Raw genomic sequence first — 14,990 nt, 5'->3', positions numbered from 1 at the left:
TCGCTATATCGCACCGCATGGCGAGTGGGCCGCACTTGCTCACACCTGCCTTCAAAGCGTGCGGCTGATGGTGAAGCTGCCAAAGACCGGCGTCTCTTTCTGCCCATCAAATTCGCGGGTGCGGTGGTAGCGGGCCAGGGCGAACTTCCATTTGCCGCGCATCACCGCTACGCCATAGCCGATGTCACCCACAAACGCGCGCTTGTCCACGCTGTGACTATTGCGGAAGGTGTTGCCATCCAGGGTGATGTCGCGCAGTACCCAACGCGCATCGCTGGTGACAAACAGATGGCTGGACCAGCCTTCCCCGCGGCCGCGACGGGTCGGAGCGGTGTTCTCGCCCGCAGGCCGCATCGGTGAACTGCCAAAGTCATCAGGCAACTTCCAGCCAAAGCGTACTTCGCCGCCGACATTGGCATAGGTCGCAAGGTTGCCGATAGCGCCGCCCCAATGACTGATCGCATCCCAGCCCCAGCCCGCAGGATTGCCTTCGGCGGGCCAGCGCTGCATGCGCTCATGCAGCAATTTGAACACCGGCTCGTCGTGCAGCTGGTTGTCCCAGCCCATGAATTTTTCGTCGCCCAACACGCTGTGCACTGCGTCCTGGACCTGCTTGCCCTGCGCGGATGGGCCAATCATTCCCAATGCCAGCTGGGTGGTGCGCAGGTGGTTGCCGTTGCGCGCGTTGTAACCGAAATTGACCATCAGCACCGCAGCGTACGGGCGGTCATCTTTGATCAGGTCGCTGCGCGCGCTGTCGGTGGGGGTGTACAGGCCCTGGCCGAAGCTGAAAATCATGTTCTGCTGCTGGAATTCACCCGGATGCAAGCGCTCCAGATGGCGATTCATCCAGCGCGCAAGACGCGGCAGGCAGGGATCGTCGGTGTAATCCTGCAGGTTCGGCGACACCAGCGTGAACATCGCACCGTTGGTATAACCCTGATCCTGCTGGGCACCGCCCAGCAAGTCATTGTCGACGCGGAAATTGATCGCTGGTGGATGGTTGCTCAGCGCACTTTGTGCGCATTGCTCGGCTGCCAACGCCGGTGTGTCGATAAAACCACCCGCCATCAGCAACAGCAGTCCAACACCGGATTTCATTTGCAAGTCTCAACGCCAGCACAAGTGACATGCAGCTTAGTGGCCCGGAATTGAGCGGCATATCGCTACCGAGCGGACAGATTGTTGTGAGTGTGGCAGTGGATTTTTTGATGTGAGTGCGCACACGGCGCAATTGTGACGGAGCTCCCCAGGTGCAGCAGGATATCTGCAGAGGGTGTGGGTCGGTGGCTGGCCCTATTCATGTTTCAGGTGCTTCGCCGCGCTCGATCGTGGTGTCTGCTTTGTGGCCGCAACAGCGGAGCGCGGGTTGGCATCGGAAGGGCGGGAAGGGCGTCGGCAGCTTGTTCGCCACGGGCGGCAACATGCCCCTCGACGAGATGTGCAACAGGGGCTGGGTGCAGCGTGTGGCCGTGCAGGCCGTGCAGAACCCGGCGCTGCGCAGTCCGCAGCGCCGCATCCAGGGCTTTCGGGGCGTCTGACGAGCCGCCTGCGCGCTGGGCCGGGAGTCCTCTCACAAAAACGTCATGCATCCTCGCGCCGGTCTGGGTTAGGATTCCGGCAGACCGGACCGTGCTCGTCTGCTAGGTAACATCAGGGACAGAGTCTTACCGCAAGGTCTCTAAGCCAAAGGAACGCACCTCGTAAGGTGCAGGTTAATGGGGAAGTATCAGATGCGTAATGTTTTTTCGCCGCTCACTGCAGCGGTTATCACTCTGGGCGTCGCTGCGGCTGTCAGCAGCCAGCCGGCCCAGGCAGCGTTCAAGGCCAAGGGCACCCAGGCGCAGGAACAGCGCCAGCAGGCTGCCGCGCAGATTCCGACCTGTCAGCGCCCGATCGGTACCTTGTCGGTGATCGAACCGGAAGATTCCACCAATTGGTGGACCGGCCAGCAGTTGCCAGCGCCGTCGCGCCTGATCAAGGCCTTCGTCAATCGTTCGCGTTGTTTCACCCTGGTGGACCGTGGTGCCGGTATGGCCGCGGGTCAGTTCGAGCGTGAACTGGCCGCAAGTGGCGACCTGCGCGGTCGTTCCAACGTCGGCAAGGGCCAGATCAAGGCCGCTGACTACGTAATGATTCCGGACCTGGTCTCGCAGAACAGCAATGCTGGTGGCAATGCCATTGGTGGTCTGCTGGGCGGCCTGATCGGTGGCCGTGCCGGTGCGATCGTCGGCGGCCTGAACTTCACCAGCAAGACCGCCGACGTGGTGTTGACCGTGACCGACGTGCGTTCGTCGGAGCAGGTCGCCATCTCCGAAGGCTCCGCGCGCAAGAGCGACATGGGCTTTGGTGCCAGCGGCGGCCTGTTCGGCGGCAGCGGCCTGGGCGCGGCTGGTGTTGGCGGTTATGCCAATACCGAGATCGGTCAGGTGATCACCATGGCCTACCTGCAAGCCTATACCGACATCATCGCCCAGCTGGGTGGTCTGCCGGACAACGCTTCTGCCGCCAACGCGCAGCAGGCGGTGACGGTGACCCGTGCCGGTCGCCTGCTGGCCAACGCCCGCGGTACCGGCGCGCCGGTACGCACCCTGGAAGCCGGGATGATGCTGTACCCGACCGGCACCAAGGAAGGCGTGATGTGGGAGGTCGAGGACGAGCTGGGCAACCGTGGTTGGGTGTCGTCCACCCTGCTGCAGCTGTCCAAGTAAACCTGGGTTTATCCCCGCAGAAGGGCCGCGCAAGCGGCCCTTCTGGTTTCTGTTGGAGCGGGCCTGTAGTGCCGAGCCATGCTCGGCAGGGGCCTTCCCGGCAACGCGCCTTGTAGGAGCGGCGTCAGCCGCGAAGCTCAAGGATATTCAGGTTGCGGGCATTACCATTGATGCAGATGGCCAGCTTCGCGGCTGACGCCGCTCCCACAGTGAGCGACACCGGTAAAGCCCCTTGCCGAGCATGGCTCGGCACTACAGGTGGCCAGCATGGAAGGCTGCAATCCGGGTATGGCCTTGGGTTTGTGGGCGTTCGCCCCGATAATGGCGGCATGGAAATCAAGTCCGACAACCCTGAACACGGCTTCCAGTTCCCCGGTACCTTTGAGCTCAGCGCCATGGGCGCAGCAAACATCGGTCTGGAGACGGAGCTGCCCAAGTTGCTGCAACGCGCCGGTATCGAGGTACTGGAAGAGCGCATCAGCTGGAAACAGTCCTCCAACGGCAAGTACGTCTCGGTGCGTATCGCCTTCAAGGCCGACAGCCGTGAGCAGTACGATGCCGCCCACACGGCGATGCGTGAGCATCCGGAAGTGAAGTGGACGCTGTAACCGCCTGTGCGGCAGAAACGCAGCGCAAGGCGCTGCGGCCAGCATTGCTGCGGGATCTGGGCCGGCAGGGCTATGAGCCGGTCTGGCATGCCATGCAGCAGTTCACCGACAGCCGTGGCGATGACACCAGCGATGAGCTGTGGGTGGTCGAGCATGACCCGGTGTTCACCCTGGGCCAGGCCGGCAAGCCCGAACATGTGCTCGCGGCCGGCGATATCCCGGTGCTGCATGTGGATCGCGGCGGCCAGGTGACCTATCACGGCCCTGGCCAGATCGTGGTCTACCCGCTGCTGGACCTGCGCCGGCTCGGCATCGGCGTGCGCGATTACGTGTGCCGGATCGAGCAGGCCATCATCGACACCCTGGACGAATGGAATATCGGGGCTGAACGCATGGACGGTGCGCCCGGTGTCTACGTGGGCGGTGCCAAGATCGCCGCGCTCGGCATCCGCGTGCGCCGTGGCTGCAGTTTCCACGGGCTGGCGTTCAACGTGTCGCTGGACCTGGAACCCTTCCACCGCATCAACCCCTGCGGCTACGCCGGGATGCAGGTGACCTCGGTGCTAGACTTGGGCGGTCCTTCGGGCATCGAAGCGGTCAAGTCGGTGCTGCTGTCCCATCTGGCCCAGCAGTTCGGCCTGGCCTTGCAGCCGACGCCCGAACTGCCCGATCTGACTACGCGGCTCTGAGACCGCTGATAACGCCATGACTGAAACCACCACGCGCTCCATCCCCCTGCAGGTCGTGCAGGGCGACATTCCGTCCGCGCCGTTGCAGGCCGGTGTCAAACAGCTTGGCGGCGACAAGATCAACCGCTCGCCGGTGCAGTTCGCCGACGCGCCGGTGCTGCGCAAGCCTTCCTGGATCCGCGTGCGTATCCCTTCGGGCAATGCCGTGGCCAACCTCAAGGCCAAGCTGCGCGAGAACCGTCTGGTGACGGTGTGCGAAGAAGCCAGCTGCCCGAACATCCACGAATGCTTCGGCCATGGCACCGCCACCTTCATGATCCTGGGTGAAGTCTGTACCCGCCGCTGCTCGTTCTGCGATGTGGCCCACGGCCGGCCCAAGCCGCCGGATGCCAACGAGCCGGCCAGCCTCGGCCAGACCGTGGCCGACATGGGCCTGAAGTACGTGGTGGTGACCAGCGTTGACCGCGATGACCTGCGTGACGGTGGTGCCCAGCACTTCGTCGATTGCATCAGCGCCATCCGCGAAAAGTCGCCCGGCACCCGCATCGAGGTGCTGACCCCGGACTTCCGTGGCAAGGGCCGCATGGAGCGCGCGCTGGAAATCCTGGCGCAGAACCCGCCGGACGTGTTCAACCACAACATCGAGACCGTGCCGGACCTGTACCGCAACGTACGCCCGGGCGCGGACTACCAGTGGTCGCTGACCCTGTTGAAGAACTTCAAGGCACAGCACCCGAACGTGCCGACCAAGTCCGGCATCATGCTCGGCCTGGGTGAAACCTTCGAGCAGGTGCAGGCCACCCTGCGTGACCTGCGCGCGCACGACGTGGAAATGGTGACCATCGGCCAGTACCTGCAGCCGACCGCCCACCACCACCCGGTGCTGCGTTACTGGACGCCGGAGGAGTACAAGGCGTTCGAGGACTACGGCTACGAACTGGGCTTCACCCACGTTGCCTCCGGCCCGATGGTGCGTTCGTCCTACCACGCCGACCAGCAGGCGGCCGGTGCCGGCGTCGCTGTCTGAACCACACCCCCGCATCCCGCTGCGGCCCACTGCCGCAGGCGGGATCGCGTCGATTCGAGTGGCGCCACGGCAGCGATTCACAAACTGCTACGGGGCGGCAGCTACTCTGCAACTGAGCAAGGTGACAAGTGCCGAAACTTTCGGCACTGTCGGCATGTCGTACTTGCCCGCAGTCTCCCCACAACATTCGGTGCCACGAGTACTTTGATGAACTACCGAGTTCCCGTTTTCCTGCTGGCCCTTGCGCTGACCGCTCCCGCCGCCTTGCTGGCACGCGCCGATACGGCCTTGCCCTCGGCAGCGACCATCGACCAGGCCACCACCTCCAAGCTGGTCTACGGCCTGCTGTCGGACAGCCGTTACGCCTACCGCCCGCGGCAGCTGGATGCGGCGACCTCGCAGGACGTGTTCAAGCGTTACCTGGAGTCGCTGGACAGCGGCAAGCAGTTCTTCACCAAGGAGGACGTGGATCGTTTCGCGCCGTTGGCGGCACGCACCGGTGAAGCCATCCGTTCCGGCGAACTGGATCCGGCCTACCAGGTGTTTGCGGTGTACCGCCAGCGGGTGGGCGAGCGCGTGGCCTATGCCCGCCGCCTGCTCAAGCAGGAGCCGGATTTCACCGTGGAAGAACGCTTCAACTACGACCGCAAGGACGTGCCGTGGGCAACCAACGCCGAACTGGACGAGCTGTGGCGCAAGTCGGTCAAGAACGACTGGCTGCGGCTGAAGCTGGCCGGCAAGCCGGCTGCTGACATCCGCAAGACCCTGGACAAGCGTTACGACACCCTGCTCAAGACCATCAACGAGCTCAAGGGCGATGATGTGTTCTCGTTCTACATGAACGCCTACACCAGCGCCGTTGATCCGCATACCGACTACTTCACCCCGCGCACGGCCGAGAACTTCAACCAGGCCATGTCGTTGTCGCTGGAGGGCATTGGTGCCCAGTTGCAGCGCCAGGACGACATGGTGGTGATCCGTGAAGTGGTCCCCGGTGGCCCGGTCGCCATGGACGGCACGCTCAAGGCGGGTGACCGCATTGTCGGTGTCGGCCAGGGCCGTTCCGGCCCGATTGAAGACGTGATCGGCTGGCGCATCGATGACGTGGTCGGCAAGATCCGTGGCGCCAAGGACACCCAGGTGCGTCTGGAATACATTCCGGCTGCCGAAGGCGTGGACGGCAAGCACCGCATGTTGACCCTGACCCGGCAGAAGATCCGTCTGTCCGAGCAGGCGGCCAAGGGCGAAACCATGACCATCCCGGCCGCCGCCGGCGAGCCGCAGCGCCGCATCGGTGTGGTCAAGCTGCCGACCTTCTACCAGGACTTCGAAGGCCGTCGCCGCAACGCCGCCGACTACGCCTCGGCTACCCGCGACGTAGCCAAGCTGCTGGCCGGCTTCAAGGCCGACAAGCTCGATGGCGTGGTGCTGGACCTGCGCAACAACGGCGGTGGTTCGCTGGATGAAGCCATCGAGCTGACCGGCCTGTTCATCGAGCAGGGCCCGGTGGTGCAGGTGCGTGAATCCGGTGGCCGTGTCACCGTCAACAACGACCGCAACCCGGCGGTGGCCTGGGATGGCCCGCTGGCGGTGCTGATCAACCGTGGTTCGGCCTCGGCCTCGGAGATTTTCGCCGGTGCCATCCAGGACTACGGTCGTGGCCTGGTGATCGGTGAAACCACCTTCGGCAAGGGCACCGTGCAGAACGTGGTGCCGCTGGACCGTTGGCCGGCCAGCGAGAAGGAACGTTTTGGCCAGGTCAAGCTGACCATCGCCCAGTTCTTCCGCGTCAGCGGCTCCAGCACCCAGCACAAGGGCGTGGTGCCGGACCTGGCCTTCCCGGCCAGCGTCGATGCCAGCGAGTTTGGTGAAAGCACCTACGACAATGCGCTGCCGTGGACCCGCATCGCTGCCGTACCGCATACCCAGTACGGCAACTTCGCTCCGATCGTGCCGCGCCTGGAAACCCTGCACGACACCCGCATCCGCGCCGACCGCGAGTTCCAGTGGTGGGAAGAGGACGTGCAGCAGTTCCGCACCGAGGCCGCCAAGAAATACGTTTCGCTCAACGAAGCCGAGCGCCGTGCCGAGCGCGACAAGCAGGAAGCACAGCGCAAGCAGCGTCAGCAGATCCGCAAGGACCTTGGCCTGCCGCTGGACCCCTTGGCCGAGGACAGCAATGACGACGGCCTGACCGGCAACGAGCGTGACATCGTCAAGGATGCCGCGCGTGAGAAGGCCGCCGAAAAACGCCCTGATCCGCTGTTGAAGGAGTCGGCCTCGATCCTGGCCGATGCCGTGAACCTGCTGGAGAAAGACCGCCCGCTGTCGGCACAGGTGCTGCCGCAGTCCACCGGCCCGGGCCGCTGGGCCGACTGATCGTCCTGCTGCGCTGCGCACAGCCGAGCTGAGCGCAGTGACAACAGCCGCTGCACGCATTCAACGCCGTCAACGTAGCCCTACGTTGGCGGCGTTATGCTGTGGGCCTACGCTGACCGTGGAGGTGCCTGTGCGCCGACATCTGCTGCACGCGCTGGCTGCCGTGAGTCTGTTGTTCACCGCTTGCGGTGGCAAAACCGTCAACAGCACCTTGCTGCGCGAATCCTTTGATTCGGGCGATACCTATACGCGCAGCATCGATGCCGCACCGGCACAGGCCTGCGAGGCCGCGCGGCGCGCGCTGCTGGGCCAGGGCTATGCGATCACGCGTGCCGATGCCAGCAATGTGGAAGGCAACAAGAACTTCCAGCCCAAGGATGAGGTGCACGAGCAACTGGTGTTGCGGGTGTCCTGTGCCGCGCAGGGCGCGGGCAAGGCGCAGGTGTTTGTGAGTGCGGTGCAGGACCGCTATGCCTTGAAGAAGTCACCGACCTCGGCCAGCGTTGGCGTCGGTGCGTTGGGCTCGGTGTCGTTGCCGTTTGGCAGCAATGACGACTCCCTGGTGCGGGTTGCCAGCAGCACCGTGCAGGACGCGCAGTTCTACCGCAATTTCTTTGGCCGTCTGCAGTACTACGTGGATCAGGGCGCCGCAGCGGCCCCGGCGGAGCCGGTGCGGTGAGGCATGGCTGGCGCGCGCAGCAGCGCCGTGGCCGATGGCCCCGGCTGCTGTGCGCACTGGCGATGATGCCAATGCTGGCCGAGGCGGGCTGCAATATGGCATTGCTGCAGCAGCTGGGCTGGCAACTCAGTGAAGGTACGCAGCAGGCACCGCGGATCATGGGCGGTGACCCCTGCCAGCGTGCATCGCTGGCCGATGCGCAGGCCCAGGGGGATCTGCAGTTGCAGGTGCCGCAGGCTTATGGCCCAGCGCAGCGTGAGCGGCTGGCGGCCGAGGTGCTGCAGCAGCCGGCCAGCATCTGCGCTTATGCTTTCAAACTCGCCGATGCGGCGCGTACAGCCAGTGTCCGCCTGCAGGAAAACCAGGGCTATCGCTTCTCGGCGTTGCAGCTGGGTTGGATTGGTTTTGGCATGCGCGGCGCACGCGCACAGGGCTGGCAGCGCTTTCGCAGCTTTGGCCGCGGTTACGCACCGCAGGCGCGCAATTCGGTGGCAATGGAGGCGTTCTACTCGGGTCGGGTGCGCTCCGAATGCGGGGTGGGGCGGCAGGTAGGGCAGCTGGCAACCATCCGTGAACTGTTTGGTGATGCTCTTTTCGATACTGCTTTCACATCCGGCGAACTGTCCATCGGCACCTTCCTGAGCCTGCACGACACCCCGAGCATCCTGCTCGGAAGCAGTGCCGGCGAGTTGTTTGCCGACGGCAAGGCGGTGAAAACCTCGGCACTGGGCCGGCAGGCGTTCATGGGCGTGCCCGGCTATATCGTGCATGCCTTCGATGCGAGCTACCTGGATGACATCAACAACCAGGCCGAGAACTTCGTCATTACCGATATCAGCGCGGCGGCAGCATCTGCGTTGGCGCGCTCCGGCGGCTTTGCCCACTACGACGCACTCAACAAGCGGCTTTGGGAACTTGCGCTACAGCTGCGCGGCAGCGGTCGCCATCGCTTCGAGCGTCTGTTGTACGCGCGTGATCCGATATTGCGCACGGCCTTGTCGGAATCGCAGCAGTCCGTATTGGCGCAGATGGATGCGGTGCTTGCCGATCCGGTGTATCGCGAGCTGATGCTGTACGTGCACCACCAAGGCGTGCGTCCTTTCGGTTATCACATCGTGCGCTTGCTGGACCGCAACCCGCGCACGCCTTTCGTCAGCGAGCTGGTGCTGCACAACCTGCACACCACGATTTACCAACGCTGGTTGCAGGCACGGCTGAGCGCCTGCAGCAGTGTTTCCTTATCTACCGTCGGAGGAGCTTGAACATGGAATTGGGAATGATTGGGCTGGGTCGCATGGGTGCCAACATGGCGCAGCGTCTGCAGCGTGCGGGGATTGCGGTCACCGGCGTTGACCCCGGCGAGCAGGCGCGTGCGCAGGTGGCCGGGCATGGCGTCGCCACCGTGGACGCGCTGCAGGCGCTGGTGCAGGCCTTGCCGGCGCCGCGGGCGCTGTGGTTGATGGTTCCCTCCAAGGTGGTGGATGCCACCCTGGATGAGCTGTTGCCGCTGTTGTCTGCCGGTGATGTGGTGATCGACGGCGGCAACTCCTGGTACAAGCAGTCGCAGCAACGTGCCGCGCGCTGTGCTGGAGCAGGGGTCGCGTTCGTGGATTGTGGTACCAGCGGTGGCGTGTGGGGGCTGCAGGAAGGCTATTGCCTGATGATTGGCGGGGAGGCCGGGGTGGTGGCGCGCTTGTCACCGCTGTTCAAGGCGTTGGCACCGGCGGCGGACCGTGGTTGGGCCCATGTTGGTCCGGTCGGTGCCGGGCACTTCAGCAAGATGGTCCACAACGGCATCGAGTACGGAATGATGCAGGCCTATGCCGAGGGCTTCGCGTTGATGGACAAGAAAGCCGAGTTCGAGCTGGATGTGGGCAAGGTGGCCGAGGTCTGGCGGCATGGCAGCGTGGTGCGTTCATGGTTGTTGGACCTCAGTGCCGACGCATTGCAGAAGAACCCCGCGTTGGATGGCATCGCGCCCTACGTTGAAGACTCCGGTGAGGGCCGCTGGACCGTGGCCGAGGCGATCGAGCTGGATGTGCCAGCGCCGGTGATCACCTTGTCGCTGCTGGAGCGGCTGCGCTCGCGGCAGGCCAATTCCTTCAGCGACCGCATGCTGGCGGCAATGCGCAATGAGTTCGGCGGGCATGCGATCAAGCCCGCTGGCGAAGCGGGCTGAGGCCCGCTTGCAAGGCACGGTTGGTGCTTGCAGGGTTCCAATGAATAGGGGGTGCACGGGTACGCGTATTCGTGCAATCCTTGGCCGACAGTCAGCGATGCTGTCGTGCTGGTCACGCCGCCATCGATTGACTCCGGATCGACACTGTCGATGAACTCCGGGCCGTCGCGTCACGCGCCGGTCCGTCAGCACGCAGGGGAAACGATGGCGGCACGATTGACCGACGATGACTGGAGCCGCTGGCGCTTGTTCGGGCTGGGGCTGGCGGCGTTGTTGATCATCGTGGTGCCGGCCTTGACCCTGCAGCGGCTTTCCAGCGACAGCGTGAATGCGGCCAATTGGGTTGCCCATACCCAGGCAGTGGGTGCGCGCCTGTACAACCTGCAGGCCGATATCCGTGATGTGGAATCGGCGGCGCTGACCCTGTCCAAGGGCATCGATTCGCCGGCACTGCAGGAACGCCTGCAGACCGCCGACCGCATCGGTGACAATCTCCGCGAGTTGGCGCAACTGGTCAGTGACAGTCCCGAGCAGCTGGTGCGGATCGGCAAGATGGAGTCGATGCTGGAGCGGCGCATGGTCCTGGCAAGGGAGATCGCGGCCAGTACCGATTCGCCCCGGCAGCGTGAGCTGATCGAGGAAATGACCTTCCAGTACCCGATCCGGCAACTGGTGCAGGAACTGCAGCAGCATGAGGATGCGTTGTTGGTCGAGCGCGCGGCGCTGGCACAGCGCCAGCAACGGATGGCCTCGATGGTGACCTGGACTGCCCTGGCGGTGCAGCTGTTGTTGCTGGGCCTGGTGCTGTGGCTGTTGCAGCGGCAGATCGGCAGTCGCGCGGATGTCGAGCTTCGCCTCAGCAAGGCCAGTGCCCGTGCCAATGCGGTGCTGCAGACGGTGCGCGAACCCATCGTGCTGCTCGACGGCAAGCTCCGGGTGGTGCTGCACAACACCGCATTCACCGAGCTGTATGGCGTTGACGATGCCGATATCAGCCTGCGCCAGCTGCAGGATATTGGCGATGGCGCATGGGAAGATCCGTTGGTGCGCCAGCGCCTGGCCGACGTACTGCTGCGCGGCCGTGAGCTTTGGGATTTCGAGCACCAGCAGCGCAGTGTGGACGGCATGCAGCGCACCATGCTGATCAATGCCCGGCGCATGGCCTTGCCGGACGCTGCGGATGATGTGGTGCTGATGACGATCAGCGACGTCACCGTGCAGCGCGCCGTGCAACAGCATGTGGAGGAGCTCAATCACCAGCTGGAAGGCAAGGTTGAGCAGATGGCCGACGTCAACCGCGAGCTGGAAGCGTTCAGCTACTCCGTGTCCCACGATCTGCGTGCGCCGCTGCGGCATGTGGCTGGCTTCTCCGACAAGTTGGGGCGTCACCTGGGTGAGGCGATCGACAGCAAGACCCGGCATTACCTCGACGTGATCAGCAGTTCGGCGCAGCTGATGGCATCCCTGATCGATGATCTACTGGTGTACTCGCGGCTGGGCCGTGGCGCGATGCGCATGCAGCGGGTGGATATGCAGTCGCTGGTGGCCGATACCCGTGCATTGCTCGATTCCAACCTGAAGAACGACGGCGGTGCCGACGGCAAGCCGCGCGAGGTGGAGTGGCAGATCGGCAGGCTGCCGGTGCTGATCGGTGACGAAAACATGCTGCGCCAGGTGTGGCTGAATCTGCTCGGCAATGCGGTCAAATACACCGCAGCCCGCGACAAGGCGGTGATCGAGGTCAGTGCCAGGCAACTGCCGGATGGCAGCCATCAATTCAGCGTCAGCGACAATGGTGCCGGCTTCGACATGCAATACGCGAGCAAGTTGTTCGGCGTTTTCCAGCGCCTGCACAAGGCCTCGGAGTATCCCGGCACCGGCATTGGCCTGGCCAGCGTACGCCGCGTACTGACCCGCCATGGCGGCCGTATCTGGGCCGACGCACAGGTCGATCAGGGCGCCACTTTCAGTTTTGTTCTTCCCCAGGCAACCGAAGCACCCAACAAGGACACCCTCGAATGAGTCCCCTGCGCACCATCCTGATTGCCGAAGACAGCGGAGCCGATGCCGAGATGGCGATCGACGCACTGCGCGATGCTTCACTGGCCAATCCCATCGTGCATGTCGAAGACGGGGTTGAGGCAATGGACTTCCTGCTCAGGCGCGGCGCGTTCGCCCAGCGTGAGGAGGGTTTGCCGGCCGTACTGCTGCTGGATATCAAGATGCCACGCATGGATGGCCTGGAAGTGCTGCGGCTGATCCGTGCCGATGAGGATCTCAAGCGCCTGCCGGTGGTGATCCTGTCCTCCTCGCGCGAAGAAAGCGATCTGGCCCGCAGTTGGGACCTTGGCGTCAACGCCTATGTCGTCAAGCCGGTGGACATCGATCAGTTCTTCCAGGCAGTGCGGACGATCGGCACCTTCTGGGCGTTGATCAACCAGGCGCCGGAGCACGAGTAAGCACAGATGCCGAATCAAGGAGCGCCATTGGGGCCGTTGCGAATCCTGCTGGTGGAGGATTCGCCCGAAGATGCCGAGCTGGTCATCGACCAGTTGCTCGAAGCAGGCCTGCAGGTCGAAGTCGAGCGGGTCGACAACGAGCCGGCAATGCGTGATGCCTTGGCCGAGTATGTGCCGGATGTGGTGCTGTCGGACCTGAGCATGCCGGGCTTCTCCGGCTACCAGGCATTGCAGATCCTGCGTGAGCTGCATCCACGGGCGCCGTTTATTTTCGTCTCCGGCACCATGGGTGAGGAGACCGCGGTGGAAGCGCTGCAGCAAGGCGCCAACGATTACATCATCAAGCACCAGCCGGCTCGATTGCCGTCAGCGGTGGCGCGGCTGGTGCGCGAGACCCGCAGTGAGCGCGAGCGGCTGCGGGTGGAAGATGAGCTGATGCGCGCGCAGCGTCTGGAGAGTCTGGCCCTGCTCGCCGCCGGGCTCAGCCATGATCTGCGCAATATCCTGCAGCCATTGCTGATCATTCCCGACCTGATCCGCGACCGCAGCGATGACCCCAAGATCGTCCGGTTGGCCGATGTCATCGCCGAATGCGGGCGCCGCGGCCATGAGATGGTGGAGTCGATGCTGTCTTTCGTGCGCGGCTCTCGCCAGCCAAGTGAGCGCATCGTATTGCAGCGTTTGTTCCAGGCGGTGGGCATGCTGCTCAAGAGCAGCCTGCCGCGCAATGCCGAGCTGCATCTGGAAGTGTCCGATGACCGCATGGCGGTCCAGGCCAATTACACCGAACTGCAGCAGGTATTGCTGAATCTGGCACTCAATGCCATCCAGGCGATGCCCGACGGTGGCAGCCTGAGCCTGGTTGCCGAACGTGTCGCCGACGAGGCAGACCAGGTGCGTATCCGCGTCAGTGATGATGGCATCGGCATGGACGCAGCCACGGTGGAGCGCTTGTTCACGCCCTTCTTCACCACCAAGGCAGAGGGCACTGGGCTTGGCCTGGTGTCCTGCCACCGCATCGTCGAGAGCATAGGCGGGCAGATCCAGGTGCGGAGCGAACTGGGCGAAGGCACCACCTTCGAGTTGCTGTTGCCGATGTGCGGACGGGCCGACAATGAGGGCGCCGGGCCGGTGGAGAGAATCCGGGTCGGCCATGGCGAGCGCTTGCTGGTGGTGGATGACGAGGCCACGCGTTTGTCGCTGCTGGGCAACGCTTTGTCGAGCCAGGGCTATCGTATGCGCCTGGCCAGCGATGGTGCGGTGGCGATGCGCCACCTGCATGAGGCGGGCCTGCCGGATGTGGTGCTTGTGGACAGCGGCATTCCACTGCTTTCGGCCGGGCAGTTGCTGGCGGAGATGCAGGCGATGGGCTATCGCGGCCCCGCGATCGTGCTGGAGGATGCCCACGCGCCGGCCTTCGCCGGTGGTGAGGCACCGGCGGGCATCAGTGTGCACGTACTGCCCAAGCCGCTGGAGATGCAACGGGTGTTCCGCGCGGTGGCCGACGCGTTGGGTGTGGGCTGAGAGCAGCACCGGTGGCATATGCGGGCTGGCAATGGCTGGCCTATCATGTGCGCCCCCTCCCTACGATGCGGTGCTCAGGCTCGTCCATCGTGGCGCGCGCGGGTCCGCAGGCAAACCAACTCATGACCACCGTGCTCCTCAGCCTGGGCAGCAACCTGCAACCGCAGCACTACCTGCAAGCGGCCGTTGCCGTCTTGCGTGAACGTTTTGGCGCGATCAGCGTCTCCCCGGCTTACCGCACCCCGGCCGTGGGTTTTGACGGCCCGGACTTCCTCAACAACGCGGTGATGCTGGACACCGACCTGCCGTTGGGCGAGTTGGACGATTGGTTGCACGCGGTGGAGGACGCGCATGGCCGCGATCGTTCCGGTCCGCGTTTCAGCGACCGTACCCTGGATATCGACGTGGTGTACTACGGCGATCTGGTGGTGGAAGGTCCGGGCCATCTGCGTATTCCGCGGCCGGAGTTGAAGCACGCTTTCGTGCTCAAGCCGCTGGCCGACATCGCCCCGGATTTCATCGACCCGGTACGCGGCCTGAGCCTGCAGCAGATGTGGCAGCAGCACCCGCAATATGGGCAGGCGTTCGATACGGTGGAGCTGTAAGGCTGCACCTGTAGTGGGGGGGGGGGGGGGGGGGGGGGGGGGGGGGGGGGGGGGGGGGGGGGGCGGGGGGGGCGGGGCCGGGGGGGGGGGGGGGGGGGGGGGGCGGGCGGGGGCGGGGCGCGGGGCAGGG

Annotated in this window: 14 protein-coding genes; 13 read left to right on the top strand and 1 reads right to left on the bottom strand. The window is 64.4% G+C overall.

Annotated elements, in window-relative coordinates; genetic code table 11:
• Positions 1-51: 51 nt before the first annotated feature.
• Positions 52-1,101, bottom strand: a complete 1,050-nt coding sequence (locus tag ACVOL0_RS13920) for a lipid A deacylase LpxR family protein (protein WP_481549608.1) — start codon at positions 1,099-1,101, stop codon at positions 52-54.
• Between the two features lie 302 nt (positions 1,102-1,403).
• Here ACVOL0_RS13920 and ACVOL0_RS13915 point away from each other — a divergent pair, with 302 nt between their 5' ends.
• The 13 genes from ACVOL0_RS13915 (at position 1,404) to folK (ending at position 14,860) form a co-directional block, all read left to right on the top strand.
• Positions 1,404-1,541, top strand: a complete 138-nt coding sequence (locus ACVOL0_RS13915) for a hypothetical protein (RefSeq protein ID WP_481549607.1) — start codon at positions 1,404-1,406, stop codon at positions 1,539-1,541.
• A gap of 192 nt (positions 1,542-1,733) precedes the next feature.
• Entirely contained in the window at positions 1,734-2,711 is a 978-nt protein-coding gene (locus ACVOL0_RS13910) for a CsgG/HfaB family protein (protein ID WP_481549606.1), read from the top strand.
• Between the two features lie 329 nt (positions 2,712-3,040).
• Positions 3,041-3,319: a DUF493 family protein gene (locus ACVOL0_RS13905; protein WP_481549605.1), complete on the top strand. Its 279-nt coding sequence runs from the start codon at positions 3,041-3,043 to the stop codon at positions 3,317-3,319.
• Entirely contained in the window at positions 3,307-4,008 is a 702-nt protein-coding gene (gene lipB, locus ACVOL0_RS13900) for a lipoyl(octanoyl) transferase LipB (RefSeq protein ID WP_481549604.1), read from the top strand. Before ACVOL0_RS13905 ends, lipB begins: the two co-directional genes overlap by 13 nt.
• A gap of 16 nt (positions 4,009-4,024) precedes the next feature.
• Complete coding sequence (gene lipA / locus ACVOL0_RS13895; protein WP_481549603.1) at positions 4,025-5,035, top strand: lipoyl synthase; 1,011 nt, start codon at positions 4,025-4,027, stop codon at positions 5,033-5,035.
• 207 nt (positions 5,036-5,242) lie between these two features.
• Positions 5,243-7,414 (top strand): carboxy terminal-processing peptidase, encoded by a 2,172-nt coding sequence (locus ACVOL0_RS13890; RefSeq protein ID WP_481549602.1) that lies wholly within the window; start codon positions 5,243-5,245, stop codon positions 7,412-7,414.
• Between the two features lie 130 nt (positions 7,415-7,544).
• Positions 7,545-8,093, top strand: coding sequence for a DUF2242 domain-containing protein (locus ACVOL0_RS13885; RefSeq protein ID WP_481549601.1), 549 nt, complete (start codon positions 7,545-7,547; stop codon positions 8,091-8,093).
• Between the two features lie 62 nt (positions 8,094-8,155).
• Positions 8,156-9,355, top strand: a complete 1,200-nt coding sequence (locus tag ACVOL0_RS13880) for a hypothetical protein (RefSeq protein WP_481549617.1) — start codon at positions 8,156-8,158, stop codon at positions 9,353-9,355.
• A gap of 2 nt (positions 9,356-9,357) precedes the next feature.
• Complete coding sequence (gene gnd, locus ACVOL0_RS13875; RefSeq protein WP_481549600.1) at positions 9,358-10,272, top strand: phosphogluconate dehydrogenase (NAD(+)-dependent, decarboxylating); 915 nt, start codon at positions 9,358-9,360, stop codon at positions 10,270-10,272.
• Positions 10,273-10,476: 204 nt separating this feature from the next.
• A complete protein-coding gene (locus ACVOL0_RS13870) occupies positions 10,477-12,294 on the top strand; it encodes a sensor histidine kinase (protein WP_481549599.1) in 1,818 nt (605 codons plus the stop codon).
• Positions 12,291-12,731, top strand: a complete 441-nt coding sequence (locus ACVOL0_RS13865) for a response regulator (RefSeq protein ID WP_481508709.1) — start codon at positions 12,291-12,293, stop codon at positions 12,729-12,731. The genes ACVOL0_RS13870 and ACVOL0_RS13865 overlap by 4 nt, the downstream gene beginning before the upstream one ends.
• A gap of 6 nt (positions 12,732-12,737) precedes the next feature.
• Positions 12,738-14,255: an ATP-binding response regulator gene (locus tag ACVOL0_RS13860; protein ID WP_481549598.1), complete on the top strand. Its 1,518-nt coding sequence runs from the start codon at positions 12,738-12,740 to the stop codon at positions 14,253-14,255.
• A gap of 122 nt (positions 14,256-14,377) precedes the next feature.
• Positions 14,378-14,860 (top strand): 2-amino-4-hydroxy-6-hydroxymethyldihydropteridine diphosphokinase, encoded by a 483-nt coding sequence (gene folK / locus ACVOL0_RS13855; protein WP_282271072.1) that lies wholly within the window; start codon positions 14,378-14,380, stop codon positions 14,858-14,860.
• The last annotated feature ends 130 nt before the right edge of the window (positions 14,861-14,990 follow it).

Source organism: Stenotrophomonas sp. STEN021 (assembly GCF_056760175.1).
The sequence above is the reverse complement of the archived record's forward strand: the minus strand, read 5'-3'. Positions and strand labels throughout refer to the sequence as shown.

Coding starts and splice junctions, on each gene's coding strand:
- lipA (WP_481549603.1), top strand. CDS start 4,025: ATGACTGAAACCACCACGCGCTCCATCCCCCTGCAGGTCGTGCAGGGC.
- folK (WP_282271072.1), top strand. CDS start 14,378: ATGACCACCGTGCTCCTCAGCCTGGGCAGCAACCTGCAACCGCAGCAC.
- ACVOL0_RS13890 (WP_481549602.1), top strand. CDS start 5,243: ATGAACTACCGAGTTCCCGTTTTCCTGCTGGCCCTTGCGCTGACCGCT.
- ACVOL0_RS13870 (WP_481549599.1), top strand. CDS start 10,477: ATGGCGGCACGATTGACCGACGATGACTGGAGCCGCTGGCGCTTGTTC.
- ACVOL0_RS13880 (WP_481549617.1), top strand. CDS start 8,156: ATGATGCCAATGCTGGCCGAGGCGGGCTGCAATATGGCATTGCTGCAG.
- ACVOL0_RS13920 (WP_481549608.1), bottom strand. CDS start 1,101: ATGAAATCCGGTGTTGGACTGCTGTTGCTGATGGCGGGTGGTTTTATC.
- ACVOL0_RS13865 (WP_481508709.1), top strand. CDS start 12,291: ATGAGTCCCCTGCGCACCATCCTGATTGCCGAAGACAGCGGAGCCGAT.
- ACVOL0_RS13905 (WP_481549605.1), top strand. CDS start 3,041: ATGGAAATCAAGTCCGACAACCCTGAACACGGCTTCCAGTTCCCCGGT.
- gnd (WP_481549600.1), top strand. CDS start 9,358: ATGGAATTGGGAATGATTGGGCTGGGTCGCATGGGTGCCAACATGGCG.
- ACVOL0_RS13910 (WP_481549606.1), top strand. CDS start 1,734: ATGCGTAATGTTTTTTCGCCGCTCACTGCAGCGGTTATCACTCTGGGC.
- ACVOL0_RS13860 (WP_481549598.1), top strand. CDS start 12,738: ATGCCGAATCAAGGAGCGCCATTGGGGCCGTTGCGAATCCTGCTGGTG.